Annotated in this window: 11 protein-coding genes and 1 tRNA gene; 5 read left to right on the top strand and 7 right to left on the bottom strand. The window is 36.1% G+C overall.

Translation table 11 applies throughout. The features are described from left to right. Nucleotides 1-3 precede the first annotated feature (3 nt). Entirely contained in the window at nucleotides 4-1,260 is a 1,257-nt protein-coding gene (locus tag QWY90_RS00550; protein WP_290283901.1) for a DUF8693 domain-containing protein, read from the top strand. After that, nucleotides 1,257-1,940, top strand: a complete 684-nt coding sequence (locus tag QWY90_RS00545) for a DUF8693 domain-containing protein (RefSeq protein WP_290283900.1) — start codon at nucleotides 1,257-1,259, stop codon at nucleotides 1,938-1,940. Before QWY90_RS00550 ends, QWY90_RS00545 begins: the two co-directional genes overlap by 4 nt. 112 nt (nucleotides 1,941-2,052) lie before the next feature. On the opposite strand, the gene QWY90_RS15840 is transcribed toward QWY90_RS00545, so the two are convergent. Next, a complete protein-coding gene (locus QWY90_RS15840; protein WP_369281093.1) occupies nucleotides 2,053-2,220 on the bottom strand; it encodes a His/Gly/Thr/Pro-type tRNA ligase C-terminal domain-containing protein in 168 nt (55 codons plus the stop codon). Nucleotides 2,221-2,301: 81 nt separating this feature from the next. Here QWY90_RS15840 and QWY90_RS00540 point away from each other — a divergent pair, with 81 nt between their 5' ends. After that, on the top strand, nucleotides 2,302-2,514 hold the full coding sequence (locus QWY90_RS00540; protein ID WP_290283899.1) for a His/Gly/Thr/Pro-type tRNA ligase C-terminal domain-containing protein: 213 nt from the start codon (nucleotides 2,302-2,304) through the stop codon (nucleotides 2,512-2,514). A 110-nt stretch (nucleotides 2,515-2,624) separates the two neighbouring features. Here QWY90_RS00540 and QWY90_RS00535 read toward each other — a convergent pair whose 3' ends face one another. The 3 genes from QWY90_RS00535 to QWY90_RS00525 all read right to left on the bottom strand — a co-directional run bounded on the left by QWY90_RS00535 (nucleotide 2,625) and on the right by QWY90_RS00525 (nucleotide 13,872). Continuing rightward, nucleotides 2,625-3,536 (bottom strand): DUF8693 domain-containing protein, encoded by a 912-nt coding sequence (locus tag QWY90_RS00535; RefSeq protein ID WP_500683661.1) that lies wholly within the window; start codon nucleotides 3,534-3,536, stop codon nucleotides 2,625-2,627. A 5-nt stretch (nucleotides 3,537-3,541) separates the two neighbouring features. Further along, entirely contained in the window at nucleotides 3,542-13,507 is a 9,966-nt protein-coding gene (locus QWY90_RS00530) for a choice-of-anchor D domain-containing protein (RefSeq protein ID WP_290283897.1), read from the bottom strand. A 291-nt stretch (nucleotides 13,508-13,798) separates the two neighbouring features. Further along, a tRNA-Met gene (locus QWY90_RS00525) sits at nucleotides 13,799-13,872 on the bottom strand. 146 nt (nucleotides 13,873-14,018) lie between these two features. Between QWY90_RS00525 and QWY90_RS00520 the strand changes: the two genes are divergently transcribed. Then, entirely contained in the window at nucleotides 14,019-14,411 is a 393-nt protein-coding gene (locus tag QWY90_RS00520; RefSeq protein WP_290283896.1) for an START-like domain-containing protein, read from the top strand. A gap of 50 nt (nucleotides 14,412-14,461) precedes the next feature. Continuing rightward, complete coding sequence (locus tag QWY90_RS00515; protein ID WP_290283895.1) at nucleotides 14,462-15,298, top strand: aminotransferase class IV; 837 nt, start codon at nucleotides 14,462-14,464, stop codon at nucleotides 15,296-15,298. On the opposite strand, the gene QWY90_RS00510 is transcribed toward QWY90_RS00515, so the two are convergent. The 3 genes from QWY90_RS00510 to QWY90_RS00500 form a co-directional block, all read right to left on the bottom strand. Continuing rightward, nucleotides 15,295-15,855: a YqgE/AlgH family protein gene (locus tag QWY90_RS00510; RefSeq protein ID WP_290283894.1), complete on the bottom strand. Its 561-nt coding sequence runs from the start codon at nucleotides 15,853-15,855 to the stop codon at nucleotides 15,295-15,297. The two genes, QWY90_RS00515 and QWY90_RS00510, sit on opposite strands and share 4 nt — an antisense overlap. Before the next feature lie 120 nt (nucleotides 15,856-15,975). Continuing rightward, complete coding sequence (locus QWY90_RS00505) at nucleotides 15,976-16,278, bottom strand: HU family DNA-binding protein (protein WP_290283893.1); 303 nt, start codon at nucleotides 16,276-16,278, stop codon at nucleotides 15,976-15,978. A gap of 146 nt (nucleotides 16,279-16,424) precedes the next feature. Further along, nucleotides 16,425-16,697 (bottom strand): hypothetical protein, encoded by a 273-nt coding sequence (locus QWY90_RS00500; RefSeq protein ID WP_439108567.1) that lies wholly within the window; start codon nucleotides 16,695-16,697, stop codon nucleotides 16,425-16,427. Nucleotides 16,698-16,830: the final 133 nt, after the last annotated feature.

The raw sequence follows: 16,830 nt of genomic DNA, 5'->3' as shown, positions 1-16,830 counted from the left end.
AGAATGGATACCTACAAAGATGATATTGTAGATGATTTAACAACTGCATCAATCGATACTGGCACAGGTATGAAATTATATAACCATAAAGTTATAAATGTACAACAAGCTCCAATGCCTTTTGTTACGGCAACAACAGGAACATTTTCAACAGCTGTTAATGATGCGTCAAATGACATCAGAGGTTTAGATGTTTATGATTACGATTATTCAATAATCCAAGTAAAACATAATATTACTGAAACTACAAACAGCGTAGATTTAGCAATGTTTGTTGACCCAGGAGTAACTGTTAATATGACAAATAATACCAAACTTCAAAATGACTGGTATTTAAAATTAGATGGTAAAATTGATTTAGTTGGAAAATCTCAATTAGTTCAAACTGCAAATAGTGAATTAGATGTTACAAGCGCTGGTTCATTAGAAAGAGATCAACAAGGACAAGCAATAAAATATAACTATAACTACTGGTCATCTCCTGTTAGTACAATAAACAGTACTACTATTAATCATGGATTTACAGTTGCTGGTGTTATGAAAGATGGAACCGATCCAAACAATATTCAAAACCTTCAATGGACAACAGGAACTAATGGTTCGCCAACAACTCCTATTACATTGAGTAGCTATTGGATATTTAAATTCCAAAACTCATCTAACAGTTACGCTAACTGGTCATCTGTTGGACAAAATGGAGCACTATTACCGGGTCAAGGATTCACTATGAAAGGATGTGGTTCAGCTGCTGCTGATCAAAATTACACCTTCGTTGGTAAACCAAATAATGGTACTATTACTTCAACAGTTGGTGCAAATAATTTGAACCTATGTGGTAATCCTTATCCTTCTGCAATTGATGCCAATCAATTTATAGATGACAATGCAGCAAGCATAAAAGGAACATTATATATCTGGGAGCACTATAATACAAATTCAAGTCACGCAACCGCACAGTATCAAGGTGGTTATGCAACTTACACAAAAACTGGTGGAACTGCACCTGTTGCTCCAGCTGGTGTAAGCGGAATAGGTTCAAGTAGTAAAACTCCAAAAAGATTTATCCCAGTTGGACAAGGATTTTTTGTAACAGGATCAGCTACTGGCGGAAGTATAACATTTAACAATGGTCAAAGACTATTTATAAAAGAAGACGATGCAACTTCGTACTCTATGTTTAAACAAAATAATGGTCCGATATCAGTTATTAATCCAGCATTTAATAATTCTCCGATACTTTTGTTGACGAACAATTTATGAAACTAAGAGTGGGTTATAATTCAGCTGATAATTATCACAGACAAATATTATTAGGATTTATGAATGAACATGCAACATCAGGATTTGACAATGGTTATGATGGATTAAGCATTGAAACTCCTACTAATGATATGTATTTCATAAATGGAACTGATAAATTAAACATCAATGGTGATGGTGCTTTTAATGTAAACAACATATACCCATTAGGTGTTAAAAATGCTGTGGCCGGTAATGTTAGTTTTGTTGTAGATGGAAAAGAAAATTTTAGTGATTCTCAAGAAATATACATCTATGACAATGTAACTTCACTCTACCATAGTGTTAAAGATCAAAACTTCCAAATCAATTTACCAGTTGGAACTTATGATTCAAGATTCTCATTGCGATTTACTAATGGTTCTTCGCTCGGAACAGTTGATCAGGAAGTAAATCATGGAATTAGCGTAATACATTCGCAAGCTAACAACATGATAAATATTAAAAACGAGTTACAAGAAGTAAATGTGAAGTCAGTTTCATTGTTCAACTTATTAGGCCAAGAGGTTCAAGTTTGGAAAATTTATAACCAAAACCAAGCGGATATACAATTACGCATTACAGATTTAAGCACGGGAACTTACATCGTAAAAGTAACTACTGATAATGGTGACATATCTAAAAAAATAATACTAAAATAATATCTTGTTCTGCTCTTTATTTGACACTAATTTGCTTTTTTATACAAGAAAAAAAATCCCTGCTTCGGCGGGGATTTTTTTTTCTTATTCAACTCAGAAGATTAATGTAATATTAAGAAAGTTTCTCTATGAGAATTTCAAGATTTACTAGAAGCTGTTCTCCTGTCTGAATATCTTTTAAAGTAAAGTTCGAACCATCAATTTCTTTGACCACAAAAGGAATTCCTCTACGTTCAGCATGTTTAAACTGCTTGTCAATTTTAGCTGCATCAGGATAAATATCGGCTTTAATATTTTATTTCGAAGTGTCGTAATGGCTTTCATCGCTTCAAAATTTTGGTGAAAACCAAACTTTGAAGCGATGAAAGCCATTACGACACTTCGAAATAAAAATATTAAAGCCGATATTTATCCTGATGCAGCTAAAATTGACAAGCAGTTTAAACATGCTGAACGTAGAGGAATTCCTTTTGTGGTCAAAGAAATTGATGGTTCGAACTTTACTTTAAAAGATATTCAGACAGGAGAACAGCTTCTAGTAAATCTTGAAATTCTCATAGAGAAACTTTCTTAATATTACATTAATCTTCTGAGTTGAATAAAAAAAAAAATCCCCGCCGAAGCAGGGATTTTTTTCTTGTATAAAAAAGCAAATTAGTGTCAAATAAAGAGCAGAACAAGATATTATTTTAGTATTATTTTTTTAGATATGTCACCATTATCAGTAGTTACTTTTACGATGTAAGTTCCCGTGCTTAAATCTGTAATGCGTAATTGTATATCCGCTTGGTTTTGGTTATAAATTTTCCAAACTTGAACCTCTTGGCCTAATAAGTTGAACAATGAAACTGACTTCACATTTACTTCTTGTAACTCGTTTTTAATATTTATCATGTTGTTAGCTTGCGAATGTATTACGCTAATTCCATGATTTACTTCCTGATCAACTGTTCCGAGCGAAGAACCATTAGTAAATCGCAATGAGAATCTTGAATCATAAGTTCCAACTGGTAAATTGATTTGGAAGTTTTGATCTTTAACACTATGGTAGAGTGAAGTTACATTGTCATAGATGTATATTTCTTGAGAATCACTAAAATTTTCTTTTCCATCTACAACAAAACTAACATTACCGGCCACAGCATTTTTAACACCTAATGGGTATATGTTGTTTACATTAAAAGCACCATCACCATTGATGTTTAATTTATCAGTTCCATTTATGAAATACATATCATTAGTAGGAGTTTCAATGCTTAATCCATCATAACCATTGTCAAATCCTGATGTTGCATGTTCATTCATAAATCCTAATAATATTTGTCTGTGATAATTATCAGCTGAATTATAACCCACTCTTAGTTTCATAAATTGTTCGTCAACAAAAGTATCGGAAGAATTATTAAATGCTGGATTAATAACTGATATCGGACCATTATTTTGTTTAAACATAGAGTACGAAGTTGCATCGTCTTCTTTTATAAATAGTCTTTGACCATTGTTAAATGTTATACTTCCGCCAGTAGCTGATCCTGTTACAAAAAATCCTTGTCCAACTGGGATAAATCTTTTTGGAGTTTTACTACTTGAACCTATTCCGCTTACACCAGCTGGAGCAACAGGTGCAGTTCCACCAGTTTTGTGTAAGTTGCATAACCACCTTGATACTGTGCGGTTGCGTGACTTGAATTTGTATTATAGTGCTCCCAGATATATAATGTTCCTTTTATGCTTGCTGCATTGTCATCTATAAATTGATTGGCATCAATTGCAGAAGGATAAGGATTACCACATAGGTTCAAATTATTTGCACCAACTGTTGAAGTAATAGTACCATTATTTGGTTTACCAACGAAGGTGTAATTTTGATCAGCAGCAGCTGAACCACATCCTTTCATAGTGAATCCTTGACCCGGTAATAGTGCTCCATTTTGTCCAACAGATGACCAGTTAGCGTAACTGTTAGATGAGTTTTGGAATTTAAATATCCAATAGCTACTCAATGTAATAGGAGTTGTTGGCGAACCATTAGTTCCTGTTGTCCATTGAAGGTTTTGAATATTGTTTGGATCGGTTCCATCTTTCATAACACCAGCAACTGTAAATCCATGATTAATAGTAGTACTGTTTATTGTACTAACAGGAGATGACCAGTAGTTATAGTTATATTTTATTGCTTGTCCTTGTTGATCTCTTTCTAATGAACCAGCGCTTGTAACATCTAATTCACTATTTGCAGTTTGAACTAATTGAGATTTTCCAACTAAATCAATTTTACCATCTAATTTTAAATACCAGTCATTTTGAAGTTTGGTATTATTTGTCATATTAACAGTTACTCCTGGGTCAACAAACATTGCTAAATCTACGCTGTTTGTAGTTTCAGTAATATTATGTTTTACTTGGATTATTGAATAATCGTAATCATAAACATCTAAACCTCTGATGTCATTTGACGCATCATTAACAGCTGTTGAAAATGTTCCTGTTGTTGCCGTAACAAAAGGCATTGGAGCTTGTTGTACATTTATAACTTTATGGTTATATAATTTCATACCTGTGCCAGTATCGATTGATGCAGTTGTTAAATCATCTACAATATCATCTTTGTAGGTATCCATTCTGTAATATCTTAATACGTTTGCAAAAGGTAATGAGCCAATATCCCTAGGAACTATAGCACCTCTTACTTGTGAAGCTGTATTTTGTATTTCTTGATATACCATGCGTTCAACTTGTGTATTAGTTAAGGTAGTATTAAATACTCTTACTTCATCAATTTTACCTTTAAAATAGTTAGTGCTTGACGCTGGATTTTTACCTAGTGTTAATTTTGTAGCATCGGCTGAAATACTTCCTGATACAGCTTGTGTAGCTACTAATTTTCCGTTTAAATACAAGTTTAAATTTCCACCACCATAAGTTGCCGCTACATGATACCATCTAGAAGTTGTCATAGGTGTAGCAAAAGTTAAAGTTGTACTGTTGACAATTACTTGCAATGTTTTTGCACTAGAAACTCTAATTTGGAATTTATCTTGACCAACTACAACACCTGTAGTACTAAAAGCACTGTTTAAATCTATCCAAGCCATCAAAGTAGCATTTGATAATCCACCTAAGATTGCAGTGTTTTCAGCATAATCGTTTCTTCCATCAAAATCTAAAAACAGTTTTCTGTCTAAATCTCTTGGAGAACCTTTTACAGCGTCATTTGTATCAAAAGCATCTGTAATTCCGTCAAGATCTGCATCTCCCGGAGTATCTATTCTACCATCATTATTAGCATCATAGCTGCCATATAAACCAGCTTTGATATCATTAACTCCATCATCGTTAGAGTCTAAATCTTTATAATCTGGAGTACCATTAGTATCGGTATCTTGAGCATAAGCTCTTGTTGTTGTTCCAAAAACAGTAGAGTTATCATAAAGGTTTAATAAACCGTCACCATCTGAATCCAGGCCATCACCTTTACCGTCACCATTTATATCTCCGTCACCATTTAATATACCGGCTTCATCAACGTCAAAAGCTGTATCGTTATCACTATCTAAATCTAAATAATCTTTCACACCATCACCGTCTGTATCTGGTGTTGAATAAGTTCCGGCAGTTATCATAGTTTCTATGTAGTCATTAAGACCATTTGAGTTAGCATCAACCCAAGTAGCAGCGCTGCTTCTATCCATTACAGATTTATTACTACTATAAGCTTTAAATCCGGCTTCTTCAATATCTGGAATACCATCGTTTTCATCATCTACGTCAAGTAAGTCAGCAACACCATCAGCATCTGAGTCAATACAGTTTTGGTTGATTATAATTTGTACGTCATCTATAAAGTTACCATAAGATAAACCTCCTGTAGATGAAACTGCAGTAAAGGCTAATACGATACTCGTTTGACCTACCGGAATACTGTATGTACCCGAATAAGATCCCCAAGAAGTATTTCCATCTGTCATGGTTGCAACTGTTGCAATTGTTGCCAAAGTTGCTCCAAATCTAACTTCTGCAACGTCAGTACCAGATCTTCCTCTGTGCTTGATAGCCCAATTTATTGTTCCTCCAGCACCATTTAGACAAAATGTTTGGTATAGATTTCCGGCAACGTTTGCATTTAATTCTGCAAATTGATTACCTGCTGCAGACGGTACGCCATTAAATCCGGTACTCCAAATTTCAATGAAATTTTCTGCACTATTATTCCATCCGGTAACATTTGCAGCTGGTTCGATGCTGTATGTTGAAGCCCCAATTACGGGAGCTTCAAAACTTCCGTTTACGAATGGGTCACTTATACAAGTTCCACATTCTACTATATCTATAATTCCATCATTATCATCATCTTGATCGGTATTGTTTTCAATTCCATCACCATCATTATCAAGTAAACCTGTACCTTGAATAGCAAAATCATAAGGGTTTTCGCTACTGTCATTATTAACAATGTTAATTGTTGCAACTCTTGTAAATACTCCACTTGGATTAAATGTTACTACAAAAGTAGTACTTGAGCCTGCAGCAATTGAAAGTGCTCCTGGATTTGTTGATATACTAAAGTCTGCCGCATTAAGTCCAGATATAGTTGGGTTAGAAATTGTCAATGGAAGTGAACCAGTATTCAAAATCGAGAAAGTACGGGTTACAGTTGCAAGATTAATATCTGCAGGACCAAAATCTGTTCCATCTGAAACAGAAGGTACTGTATCTCCATCAACAATTGATATACTAAGACCTTGTAAATCTATTTCCTGAACAACACCAGTTCCTTGAATTGAAAAATTATAAGGATCTTCATTACTGTCATTATTTATAATACTTATTGTAGCCGATCTTGTACCTAAAGCAGTCGGTGAAAAAGTAACTACAAAAGTGGTACTTGCTAATGCTGCAACTGTTGCACTTGGAAGAGTAGTAACTGTAAATTCTGAGGCGTTTGGACCACCAATAGTTATTGCTCCAATATTTAATGTAAAATTTCCATTGTTGTAAATAGTAAAAGTTCTGGTTGAAGCAACAGAACTAAAGTCTGTCCAGTCTGTTGTTGTTGGAGTTATGTCTCCGTCAACAATTGAAGTTGCATTTCCTTGGATATCAATTTCAGGTATAATACCAAATCCTTGTATTGAAAAAGCATACGGATTTTCAGTAGCATCGTCGTTTGCGATACTAATAGTAGCGGTTCTGTTATTGATTACACTTGGAGAAAATGAAACTGTAAAAGTAGTTGTTCCAAATGCAGCAACAGTTGCACTAGGTAGCGAGGTAACTGTAAAATCTGAAGCATTTAAACCTGAAACAGTTATTGCGCCAATGTTTAAAACTATATTTCCAGTATTTCGAATAGTAAATGTTCTTGTTCCTGCAACTGTACTAAAATCTGTCCAATCTGTAGTTGTTGGTGTTGTATCCCCGTTTACAATTGAAACAGCATTTCCTTGAATATCTATTTCTTGTTCAACTCCAGTTCCTTGAATTGCAAAATCGTATGGATTTTCGTTAGTGTCATTATTTACAATTGATATTGTAGCCGTTCTAAGTCCAACGGCGGTTGGATCGAAAGTAATAGTAAATGTTGTGCTAGAACCAATACCAACTACACTGCTTGGAGCTGATGTAATTGTAAATTCACTCGCATTCAAACCAGATATAGTAGCGGTACCAATATTTAAAGCAGAAGCACCAGTATTATAAATCGTAAAAGTTCGGGTTGTAGCTGATGTTCCAAAATCTGTCCAGTCAGTAGTTGTAGGTGTTGTATCACCATCTACAATTGAAGTTGCATTTCCTTGAATGTCTATTTCAGCATAATTAATAGTAGCAGTTACAGGAGTTCTTGGAGTTGAGGTACAAGCTCCATTAACAGCTTCAACATAATAGATTGTAGTTGTTGAAATACTTGGAGTTGTAAAACTTGTCCCAGAGCCCAATGAAGGACCACCAGTTATATTTGCATACCAAGATATTGTACCAATAGAAGCAGTGGCACCTAAAGTTAAAGTTCCGGTTCCGGTTCTTGATGCAGGAGTTGTGCTTGTTATTGATGGCATTGTATCAACAGCCATTGTAATACCACTTGATGTAACAGGAGAACCTGCCAAACAAGGTGTTGCATTTGATGTCATTACGACTGTAACTACATTAGTATTTGATAATGTGGATGTTGTAAAAGTAGATGCAATCTCTCCGAGAACATTTGTACCATTAATTTTCCATTGATAAGTTGGAGTTGTCCCTCCGTTAGTTGGAGTAGCAGTGAAAGTTACACTTGTTCCAGCACATATAGTTCCAGATGGAGAAGCTGCAATAGTTACACCAGCTGTTAATATTGGATTAATAGTAACCGATGTTGTTGGTGTAATAGTACAACCACCAGTAGATAAGGTATAGGTTACTGTATAGCTTCCAGCCGTACTAGTACTTGGAGTGACAGCACCTGATGCAGCATTTATTGTTAATCCAGCAGGGCTTGCAGAGTAAGTCCCACCAGCAGTACCAGTTTGTGTTACACTTTGTGCAGTAGCTATTGATTTACAGAAAGGATTACCAGCATAAGAAATGGCAGCTGTTGGTATGGTAGTAATTGTAACTGATGCTGTTGTTGTAACGATTCCACAACCACTAGCTGCAGCAATAGTATAGGTTACAGTATAAGTTCCGGCCGTGCTAGTACTTGGAGTTACATCTCCGTTAGCAGCATTTAAAGTTAACCCAGCAGGACTAGCAGAATAAGTTCCACCAGTAGTACCAGTTTGTGTTACACTTTGAGCAGTTCCTAATGATTTACAGAAAGGACTACCAGTATAAGAGATAGTTGCAACAGGTATAGCAGTAATAGTTACCGATGCCGTTGGTGTGATAGTACAACCACCCGTAGATAGGGTATAGGTTACTGTGTAAGTTCCGGCCGTACTAGTACTTGGAGTCACAGCACCAGTTCCAGCATTTAAAGTTAACCCAGCAGGGCTTGCAGAATAAGTTCCACCAGCAGTACCAGTTCGAGTTACACTTTGAGCAGATGCTAAAGATTTACAGTAAGGACTACCAGCATAAGAAATGGCAGCCGTTGGTATAGTAGTAATTGTAACTGGCGCCGTAGTTGTAACAATCCCACAACCACTAGCCGCAGCAATAGTATAAGTTACAGTATAAGTTCCGGCCGTGCTAGTACTTGGAGTCACATCTCCGTTAGCAGCATTTAAAGTTAACCCAGCAGGGCTTGCAGAATAAGTTCCACCAGCAGTACCTGTTTGTGTTACACTTTGAGCAGTTCCTAACGATTTACAGAAAGGGCTACCTGCATAAGAAATAGTTGCAACAGGTAGAGCAGTAATGGTAACCGATGCCGTTGGAGTAATAGTACAACCACCAGTAGATAAAGTATAGGTTACAGTATATGTTCCGGCCGTGCTAGTACTTGGAGTGACAGCACCTGATGCAGCATTTAAAGTTAACCCAGAAGGACTAGCAGAATAAGTCCCGCCACCTGTACCAGTTTGTGTTACACTTTGAGCAGATGCTAAAGATTTACAGTATGGACTACCAGCATAAGAAATGGCAGCCGTTGGTATAGTAGTAATTGTAACTGATGCTGTTGTTGTAACGATTCCACAACCACTAGCTGCAGCAATAGTATAAGTTACAGTATAAGTTCCGGCCGTGCTAGTACTTGGAGTTACATCTCCGTTAGCAGCATTTAAAGTTAACCCAGCAGGACTAGCAGAATAAGTTCCACCTGCAGTCCCAGTTTGTGTTACACTTTGAGCAGTTCCTAATGATTTACAGAAAGGACTACCTGCATAAGAAATAGTTGCAGTAGGTAGAGCAGTAATGGTAACCGATGCCGTTGGAGTAATAGTACAACCACCAGTAGATAAAGTATAGGTTACAGTATAAGTTCCGGCCGTGCTAGTACTTGGCGTCACAGCACCTGATGCAGCATTTAAAGTTAACCCAGCAGGGCTAGCAGAATAAGTCCCGCCACCTGTACCAGTTTGTGTTACACTTTGAGCAGATGCTAAAGAAGTACAGTAAGGACTACCTGCATAAGAAATGGCAGCTGTTGGTATAGTAGTAATTGTAACTGAAGTAGTTGTTGTAACTATCCCGCAACCACTAGCCGCAGCAATAGTGTAAGTTACAGTATATGTTCCAGCCGTGCTAGTACTAGGTGTAACAGCTCCAGTTGAAGCATTTAAAGTTAACCCAGCAGGACTAGCAGAATACGTTCCACCAGTAGTACCTGTTTGAGTTACACTTTGTGCAGTTCCTAATGATTTACAGAAAGGGTTACCTGCATAAGAAATAGTTGCAACAGGTAGAGCAGTAATGGTAACCGATGCCGTTGGAGTAATAGTACAACCACCAGTAGATAAAGTATAGGTTACAGTATAAGTTCCGGCCGTGCTAGTACTTGGCGTCACAGCACCTGATGCAGCATTTAAAGTTAACCCAGCAGGGCTAGCAGAATAAGTCCCGCCACCTGTACCAGTTTGTGTTACACTTTGAGCAGATGCTAAAGAAGTACAGTAAGGACTACCTGCATAAGAAATGGCAGCCGTTGGTATAGTAGTAATTGTAACTGACGCCGTAGTTGTAACGATTCCACAACCACTAGCCGCAGCAATAGTATAGGTTACAGTAAAAGTTCCGGCCGTGCTAGTACTAGGTGTAACAGCGCCAGTTGAAGCATTTAAAGTTAACCCAGCAGGGCTTGCAGAATAAGTTCCACCAGCAGTACCTGTTTGTGTTACACTTTGTGCAGTTCCTAACGATTTACAGAAAGGGCTACCTGCATAAGAAATAGTTGCAACAGGTAGAGCAGTAATGGTAACCGATGCCGTTGGAGTAATAGTACAACCACCAGTAGATAAAGTATAGGTTACAGTATAAGTTCCGGCCGTGCTAGTACTTGGAGTGACAGCACCTGATGCAGCATTTAAAGTTAACCCAGCAGGACTAGCAGAATAAGTCCCGCCACCTGTACCAGTTTGTGTTACACTTTGAGCAGATGCTAAAGATTTACAGTATGGACTACCAGCATAAGAAATGGCAGCCGTTGGTATAGTAGTAATTGTAACTGACGCCGTAGTTGTAACAATCCCACAACCACTAGCTGCAGCAATAGTATAAGTTACAGTATAAGTTCCGGCCGTGCTAGTACTTGGAGTCACATCTCCGTTAGCAGCATTTAAAGTTAACCCAGCAGGACTAGCAGAATAAGTTCCACCTGCAGTCCCAGTTTGTGTTACACTTTGAGCAGTTCCTAATGATTTACAGAAAGGACTACCTGCATAAGAAATAGTTGCAGTAGGTAGAGCAGTAATGGTAACCGATGCCGTTGGAGTAATAGTACAACCACCAGTAGATAAAGTATAGGTTACAGTATATGTTCCGGCCGTGCTAGTACTTGGCGTCACAGCACCTGATGCAGCATTTAAAGTTAACCCAGCAGGGCTAGCAGAATAAGTCCCGCCACCTGTACCAGTTTGTGTTACACTTTGAGCAGATGCTAAAGAAGTACAGTAAGGACTACCTGCATAAGAAATGGCAGCTGTTGGTATAGTAGTAATTGTAACTGAAGTAGTTGTTGTAACTATCCCGCAACCACTAGCCGCAGCAATAGTATAGGTTACAGTAAAAGTTCCGGCCGTGCTAGTACTAGGTGTAACAGCTCCAGTTGAAGCATTTAAAGTTAACCCAGCAGGACTAGCAGAATACGTTCCACCAGTAGTACCTGTTTGAGTTACACTTTGTGCAGTTCCTAATGATTTACAGAAAGGGTTACCTGCATAAGAAATAGTTGCAACAGGTAGAGCAGTAATGGTAACCGATGCCGTTGGAGTAATAGTACAACCACCAGTAGATAAAGTATAGGTTACAGTATATGTTCCGGCCGTGCTAGTACTTGGCGTCACAGCACCTGATGCAGCATTTAAAGTTAACCCAGCAGGGCTAGCAGAATAAGTCCCGCCACCTGTACCAGTTTGTGTTACACTTTGAGTAGATGCTAAAGAAGTACAGTAAGGACTACCTGCATAAGAAATGGCAGCTGTTGGTATAGTAGTAATTGTAACTGAAGTAGTTGTTGTAACTATCCCACAACCACTAGCCGCAGCAATAGTATAGGTTACAGTAAAAGTTCCGGACGTGCTAGTACTTGGCGTAACAGCGCCAGTTGAAGCATTTAAAGTTAACCCAGCAGGACTAGCAGAATACGTTCCACCAGCAGTACCTGTTTGTGTTACACTTTGAGCAGTTCCTAATGATTTACAGAAAGGGTTACCTGCATAAGAAATAGTTGCAACAGGTAGAGCAGTAATGGTAACCGATGCCGTTGGAGTAATAGTACAACCACCAGTAGATAAAGTATAGGTTACAGTATAAGTTCCTGCCGAGCTAGTACTTGGCGTCACAGCACCTGATGCAGCATTTAAAGTTAACCCAGCAGGACTTGCAGAATAAGTCCCGCCACCCGTACCAGTTTGTGTTACACTTTGAGCAGATGCTAAAGAAGTACAGTAAGGACTACCAGCATAAGAAATAGTAGCAGTTGGCAGAGCAGTAACTGTTATAGATCCTGTTTTAGTTACAGTTGGTCCACACCCACCTGTTAAGGTAATTGTATAATTATATGTTCCTGCCACAGATGGAGTTCCGTTAATTGTATAAACGTTTGATGCCCATGCACCAGTAACTCCTGTTGGAAGGCCTGATATACTTGCTCCAGTTGCTCCAGTAGTAGTATAGGTAATATCTGTTATAGCTGAGTTAATACATTTGGTTTGAGCATCAGTTCCAACTGCTGAACTTAATGTAATTGTATTTATACAAGGTCTAAGAACTAATAAGATACCACCATTTCGTTCTGCAGAAGAAAGGGTTGCTCCACCTGCACTAGTTGCACCAGTTGATGCTTTTATTGCCCATGCTCCACCAACAGATGTTTGTGTGTTAGCATTATGCTGAACATCAAATAACTCAGTAAGCGCTCCAGGTGATGTTGTTGTCCATGCTGACCAAGTAGGGAAACTCCCTGCTGTTTGCCCCAACATAATTACAGCAGCGTTTGCGGTAACAGTAGTTTTAGTAGTTCCAACTACACCGGTTTGGCTTCCTTGAACTGAAATAGTCCCTGAACTAACATCAAATGGTGTTGAAGAATCTACACCGGAAAATGCTATAATAGCACCAGCTGCACTATCTGTTGCACTACCCATTGTAAATACAAAATTAGATGCTGAAACGTCGGTTGCATTAGCTATTTTGTATAAAACAGCAGCGTAACGTTTTGTACCGCCAGCAAGACTTCTACCATCAATAAGTGTCCATCCTGTAGCCGTTGGAGCATTAGTATTGTTGTTCCCTTGGGCTAGATTAACAATCATTAGGTCATTAACTGCAAGACCAGTTGGCTTATTAATTGTAAGAGTGGTGTTTGAAGAAGTTGCTGTTGTAGCAGTTCCTCTTTGTGCAATTTGAGCATATCCAAAACTACCAATTAGTAAGGTAATTAATATTATGCAATTCTTTTCTACTTTTTTAAGTAATAAATTTTTCATAACTCGGGGTATTATGATTTATTAATTAAATGAAGCTTAATACTCCATTCTGTTTTATTTGACATTTCAAAACTAGATATTTATTTAAAATAATCGATAAAAAGCATAAAAAAATCGATGAAATACACTTTTTATGTTTTATAATAAATAAAAAACTTACAATTTTGATTTTTACAATCAAAAACAATTCATTTTGTAAGTTGATAGTTAGTTCTTTAAAAAAAGGAAAAAAATGGTTGAATGTGAAGTATAAAAAAAGGCTTGGAAATTTTCCAAACCTTTTCAATTTTGTAGCGAGAGGGAGATTTGAACTCCCGACCTCAGGGTTATGAATCCTGCGCTCTAACCGACTGAGCTACCTCGCCTAGTGTAGTGGTTAATATTCTTAATGCGGGTGCAAATATAAAACTTATATCATAGCTTACAAATATATAGTGACAAAAAAAATTATTTTTAAAAATGTCCTTTTTTTTGATTTTATTATATATATTTCCAAAAAATATTCTAAACCATGGAGCATAAAATACGCTACGAACTTGAGTTCCCATTAAATTCATCTCCCCAATTACTGTATCAATATATATCTACACCTTCTGGATTGCAAGAATGGTTTGCTGACAATGTTAATTCAAGAGGAGAGTTTTTTACTTTTACTTGGGATAGTATTGATGAAAATGCTCGTCTTGCTTCAAAAAAAACTGGAGAGAAAGTTAAATTTAAATGGGTTGATGAAGATAAGAAGGATACGGAATACTATTTTGAATTAAGAATTTTGGAAGACGAAATTACTAAAGATGTCTCTCTAATGGTTGTTGATTTTGCTGTTGAAGATGAATTAGATGAATCAAAATTATTATGGGAAAATCAAATCTCTGATTTAAAACACGTAATAGGTTCTATATAAAATCAAATTTTTAAAAGTTATATTTGTCCCGTTTTAAACGGGATTTTTTTATGGTAAATTTTAATGGGGTAATTCAAGATTCTGATTTACAGTTAACAGTTTCTAACAGATCATTCTTATACGGCGATGGTGTTTTTGAAACTTTAAAAATTGTAAACAATAAAATACTTTTTTTTGAAGATCATTATTTTCGTTTAATGGCTTCCATGAGAATTGTGAGAATGGAAATTCCGATGTCTTTTACCATCGAATATCTTGAAGAGCAAATCTTGAAGCTAGTCGAAGTATTAGCTATCGAAGATTCTGCAAGAATAAGGTTTACTGTTTTTAGAAACGAAGGCGGATTTTACTTGCCAACAGATAATTCAATTTCCTATGTCATTCAGGCAAATAAGCTGGATAGCATAAAGTATAAAACCCCTAAAAGTCAATTTGAAGTGGATTTGTATAAAGACTTTATTGTTCCAAAACAATTACTGTCAACGCTTAAGACGACAAATAAGATTACAAATGTAACAGCAAGTATTTTTGCCAAAGAAAATCAACTTGATTCCTCTTTACTTATTAACGAAACCAAAAATGTTATAGAAGCAGCAAATGGAAATCTGTTTATGTTGATGGGAAGCAAATTGATAACACCACCAATTTCTGAAGGTTGTTTGAATGGAATAATGAGAAAACAAATTATAACTTTAGCAAAACAAATTGATTCAATCGAAGTTATTGAAGCAGCTATTTCTCCTTTTGATTTGCAGAAAGCAGATGAGTTATTTATTACCAATGTTATCATTGGAATACAGCCAATAACAAAATATCGTAAAAAAGAATTTGAAATTCGCTTAGCTAATCAGTTGTTAGAGAAATTGAATAATACAATAGAAGCTTAATTCAAAGTAGGATTTTCTGGAGCATTAGACCAAATTAAATAATCTCCTCCAAGCTCTAAAATTTTCTCTTTCCAAAAGTTAACAGATGCTTTCCCAAGAATTTTGTTTTCATAATTATTTTTTATCAAAATCCAGGAGTTGGCTTGCATCTCATTTTCTAATTGCTCAGAATCCCAACCAGTGTATCCCAAAAAGAAACGGATATTTTTTTTCTTAATAACACCTGTATTTATTAATTCTTTGGTAAAATCAAAATCGCCACCCCAAAATATTCCTTTAGATATTTCAATACTATTCGGAATCAAATCGGGAACGTTATGAATAAAATATAAATTGTCTTGTTCTACTGGGCCTCCATTATAGATTTTGAAATTGGAATTAACCTCTGGAAGTAAATCTTTGATAGAGTATTTAAGGGGTTTATTCAAAATGAATCCAACTGAACCTTCTGAAGTATGGTCAGCCAATAAAATTACAGATCTATTAAAGGACATGTCACCAATAATAGATGGTTCGGCTATTAACAAATGTCCTTTTTCTAATTTTTCCGCAATCATTTTGAATTAATTTTTAATAAAGTTGCTTAAAAAAAAATGATTTTCCAAATTTTTCTATGCTAAAAACAAAAAGACCATTCGTTTTGCGAATGGTCTTTGTATATCAGAAGAACTAAATTATTAGTTTACTGCTCCGTCTAAATCTGCTCCTGCTTTGAATTTAACAACATTCTTAGCAGCAATTTTGATAGTTTTTCCTGTTTGAGGATTTCTTCCGTCTCTTGCAGCTCTTTTAGATACTGACCAAGATCCGAATCCTACTAAAGATACTCTTCCACCTTTTTTCAAAGTACCGCTTACGTTACCTAAAAATGATTCTAAAGCTAATTTTGCTGCTGCTTTTGTTACTCCTGCGTCAGCTGCAATCGCATCGATTAATTCTGATTTGTTCATAATGTTAGTTATTAATTGTTGGTTAAACATTTTGTTAATGATAACAAATTTAATAGGAATTCCTTACTGCACAAGAGTTTTCGTGTTTTTTTCAAATATTTGTTAATAACTTGGTTTATTTGTTGATAAGCCGAGGCTTTTCGCCGTTTTTTTTATTCAAAAAAGAGCTTGAGACCTTATTCTGCTTGTGCTTTGTCTGAAAATGTAATGCCATTTAGTAGTTCATTTGCCGCCATTTTTTTCTTCCCTGGAAATTGAATGCTCAAAATTTGAATGTAACCATCTTTTACAGCAATCTTAATTTCTTTTTTAGTCGTAATAATGCTACCTATAGTATAAGAGTGATTTTCAAAATGAATCTTAGCTTCATATATTTTTACATTCCATTCTTGTTCATTATCTTTAAATAAGCACCACGCCGTGGGATAAGGAGATAATCCCCGAATCAAATTATAAATTTCAAATGCAGATTTTGCCCAATCTATTTTGCAGTTTTCTTTGTTGAGTTTATGAGCTGTTCTTATTTCGGAAAGTATCTTGTTGAATTGTTAGTCTGCTCAAACATTTCCTTTTTCAATCAAA

Source organism: Flavobacterium paronense (genome assembly GCF_030409795.1).
Classification (GTDB): domain Bacteria; phylum Bacteroidota; class Bacteroidia; order Flavobacteriales; family Flavobacteriaceae; genus Flavobacterium; species Flavobacterium paronense.
This window is presented reverse-complemented; position numbering and strand designations above follow the sequence as displayed.

What these genes read in the sequence shown, in the direction of transcription:
- QWY90_RS00550 (WP_290283901.1), top strand. Translation starts at nt 4, where the DNA reads ATGGATACCTACAAAGATGATATTGTAGATGATTTAACAACTGCATCA.
- QWY90_RS00545 (WP_290283900.1), top strand. Translation starts at nt 1,257, where the DNA reads ATGAAACTAAGAGTGGGTTATAATTCAGCTGATAATTATCACAGACAA.
- QWY90_RS00540 (WP_290283899.1), top strand. Translation starts at nt 2,302, where the DNA reads ATGAAAGCCATTACGACACTTCGAAATAAAAATATTAAAGCCGATATT.
- QWY90_RS00530 (WP_290283897.1), bottom strand. Translation starts at nt 13,507, where the DNA reads ATGAAAAATTTATTACTTAAAAAAGTAGAAAAGAATTGCATAATATTA.
- QWY90_RS00520 (WP_290283896.1), top strand. Translation starts at nt 14,019, where the DNA reads ATGGAGCATAAAATACGCTACGAACTTGAGTTCCCATTAAATTCATCT.
- QWY90_RS00515 (WP_290283895.1), top strand. Translation starts at nt 14,462, where the DNA reads ATGGTAAATTTTAATGGGGTAATTCAAGATTCTGATTTACAGTTAACA.
- QWY90_RS00510 (WP_290283894.1), bottom strand. Translation starts at nt 15,855, where the DNA reads ATGATTGCGGAAAAATTAGAAAAAGGACATTTGTTAATAGCCGAACCA.
- QWY90_RS00505 (WP_290283893.1), bottom strand. Translation starts at nt 16,278, where the DNA reads ATGTTTAACCAACAATTAATAACTAACATTATGAACAAATCAGAATTA.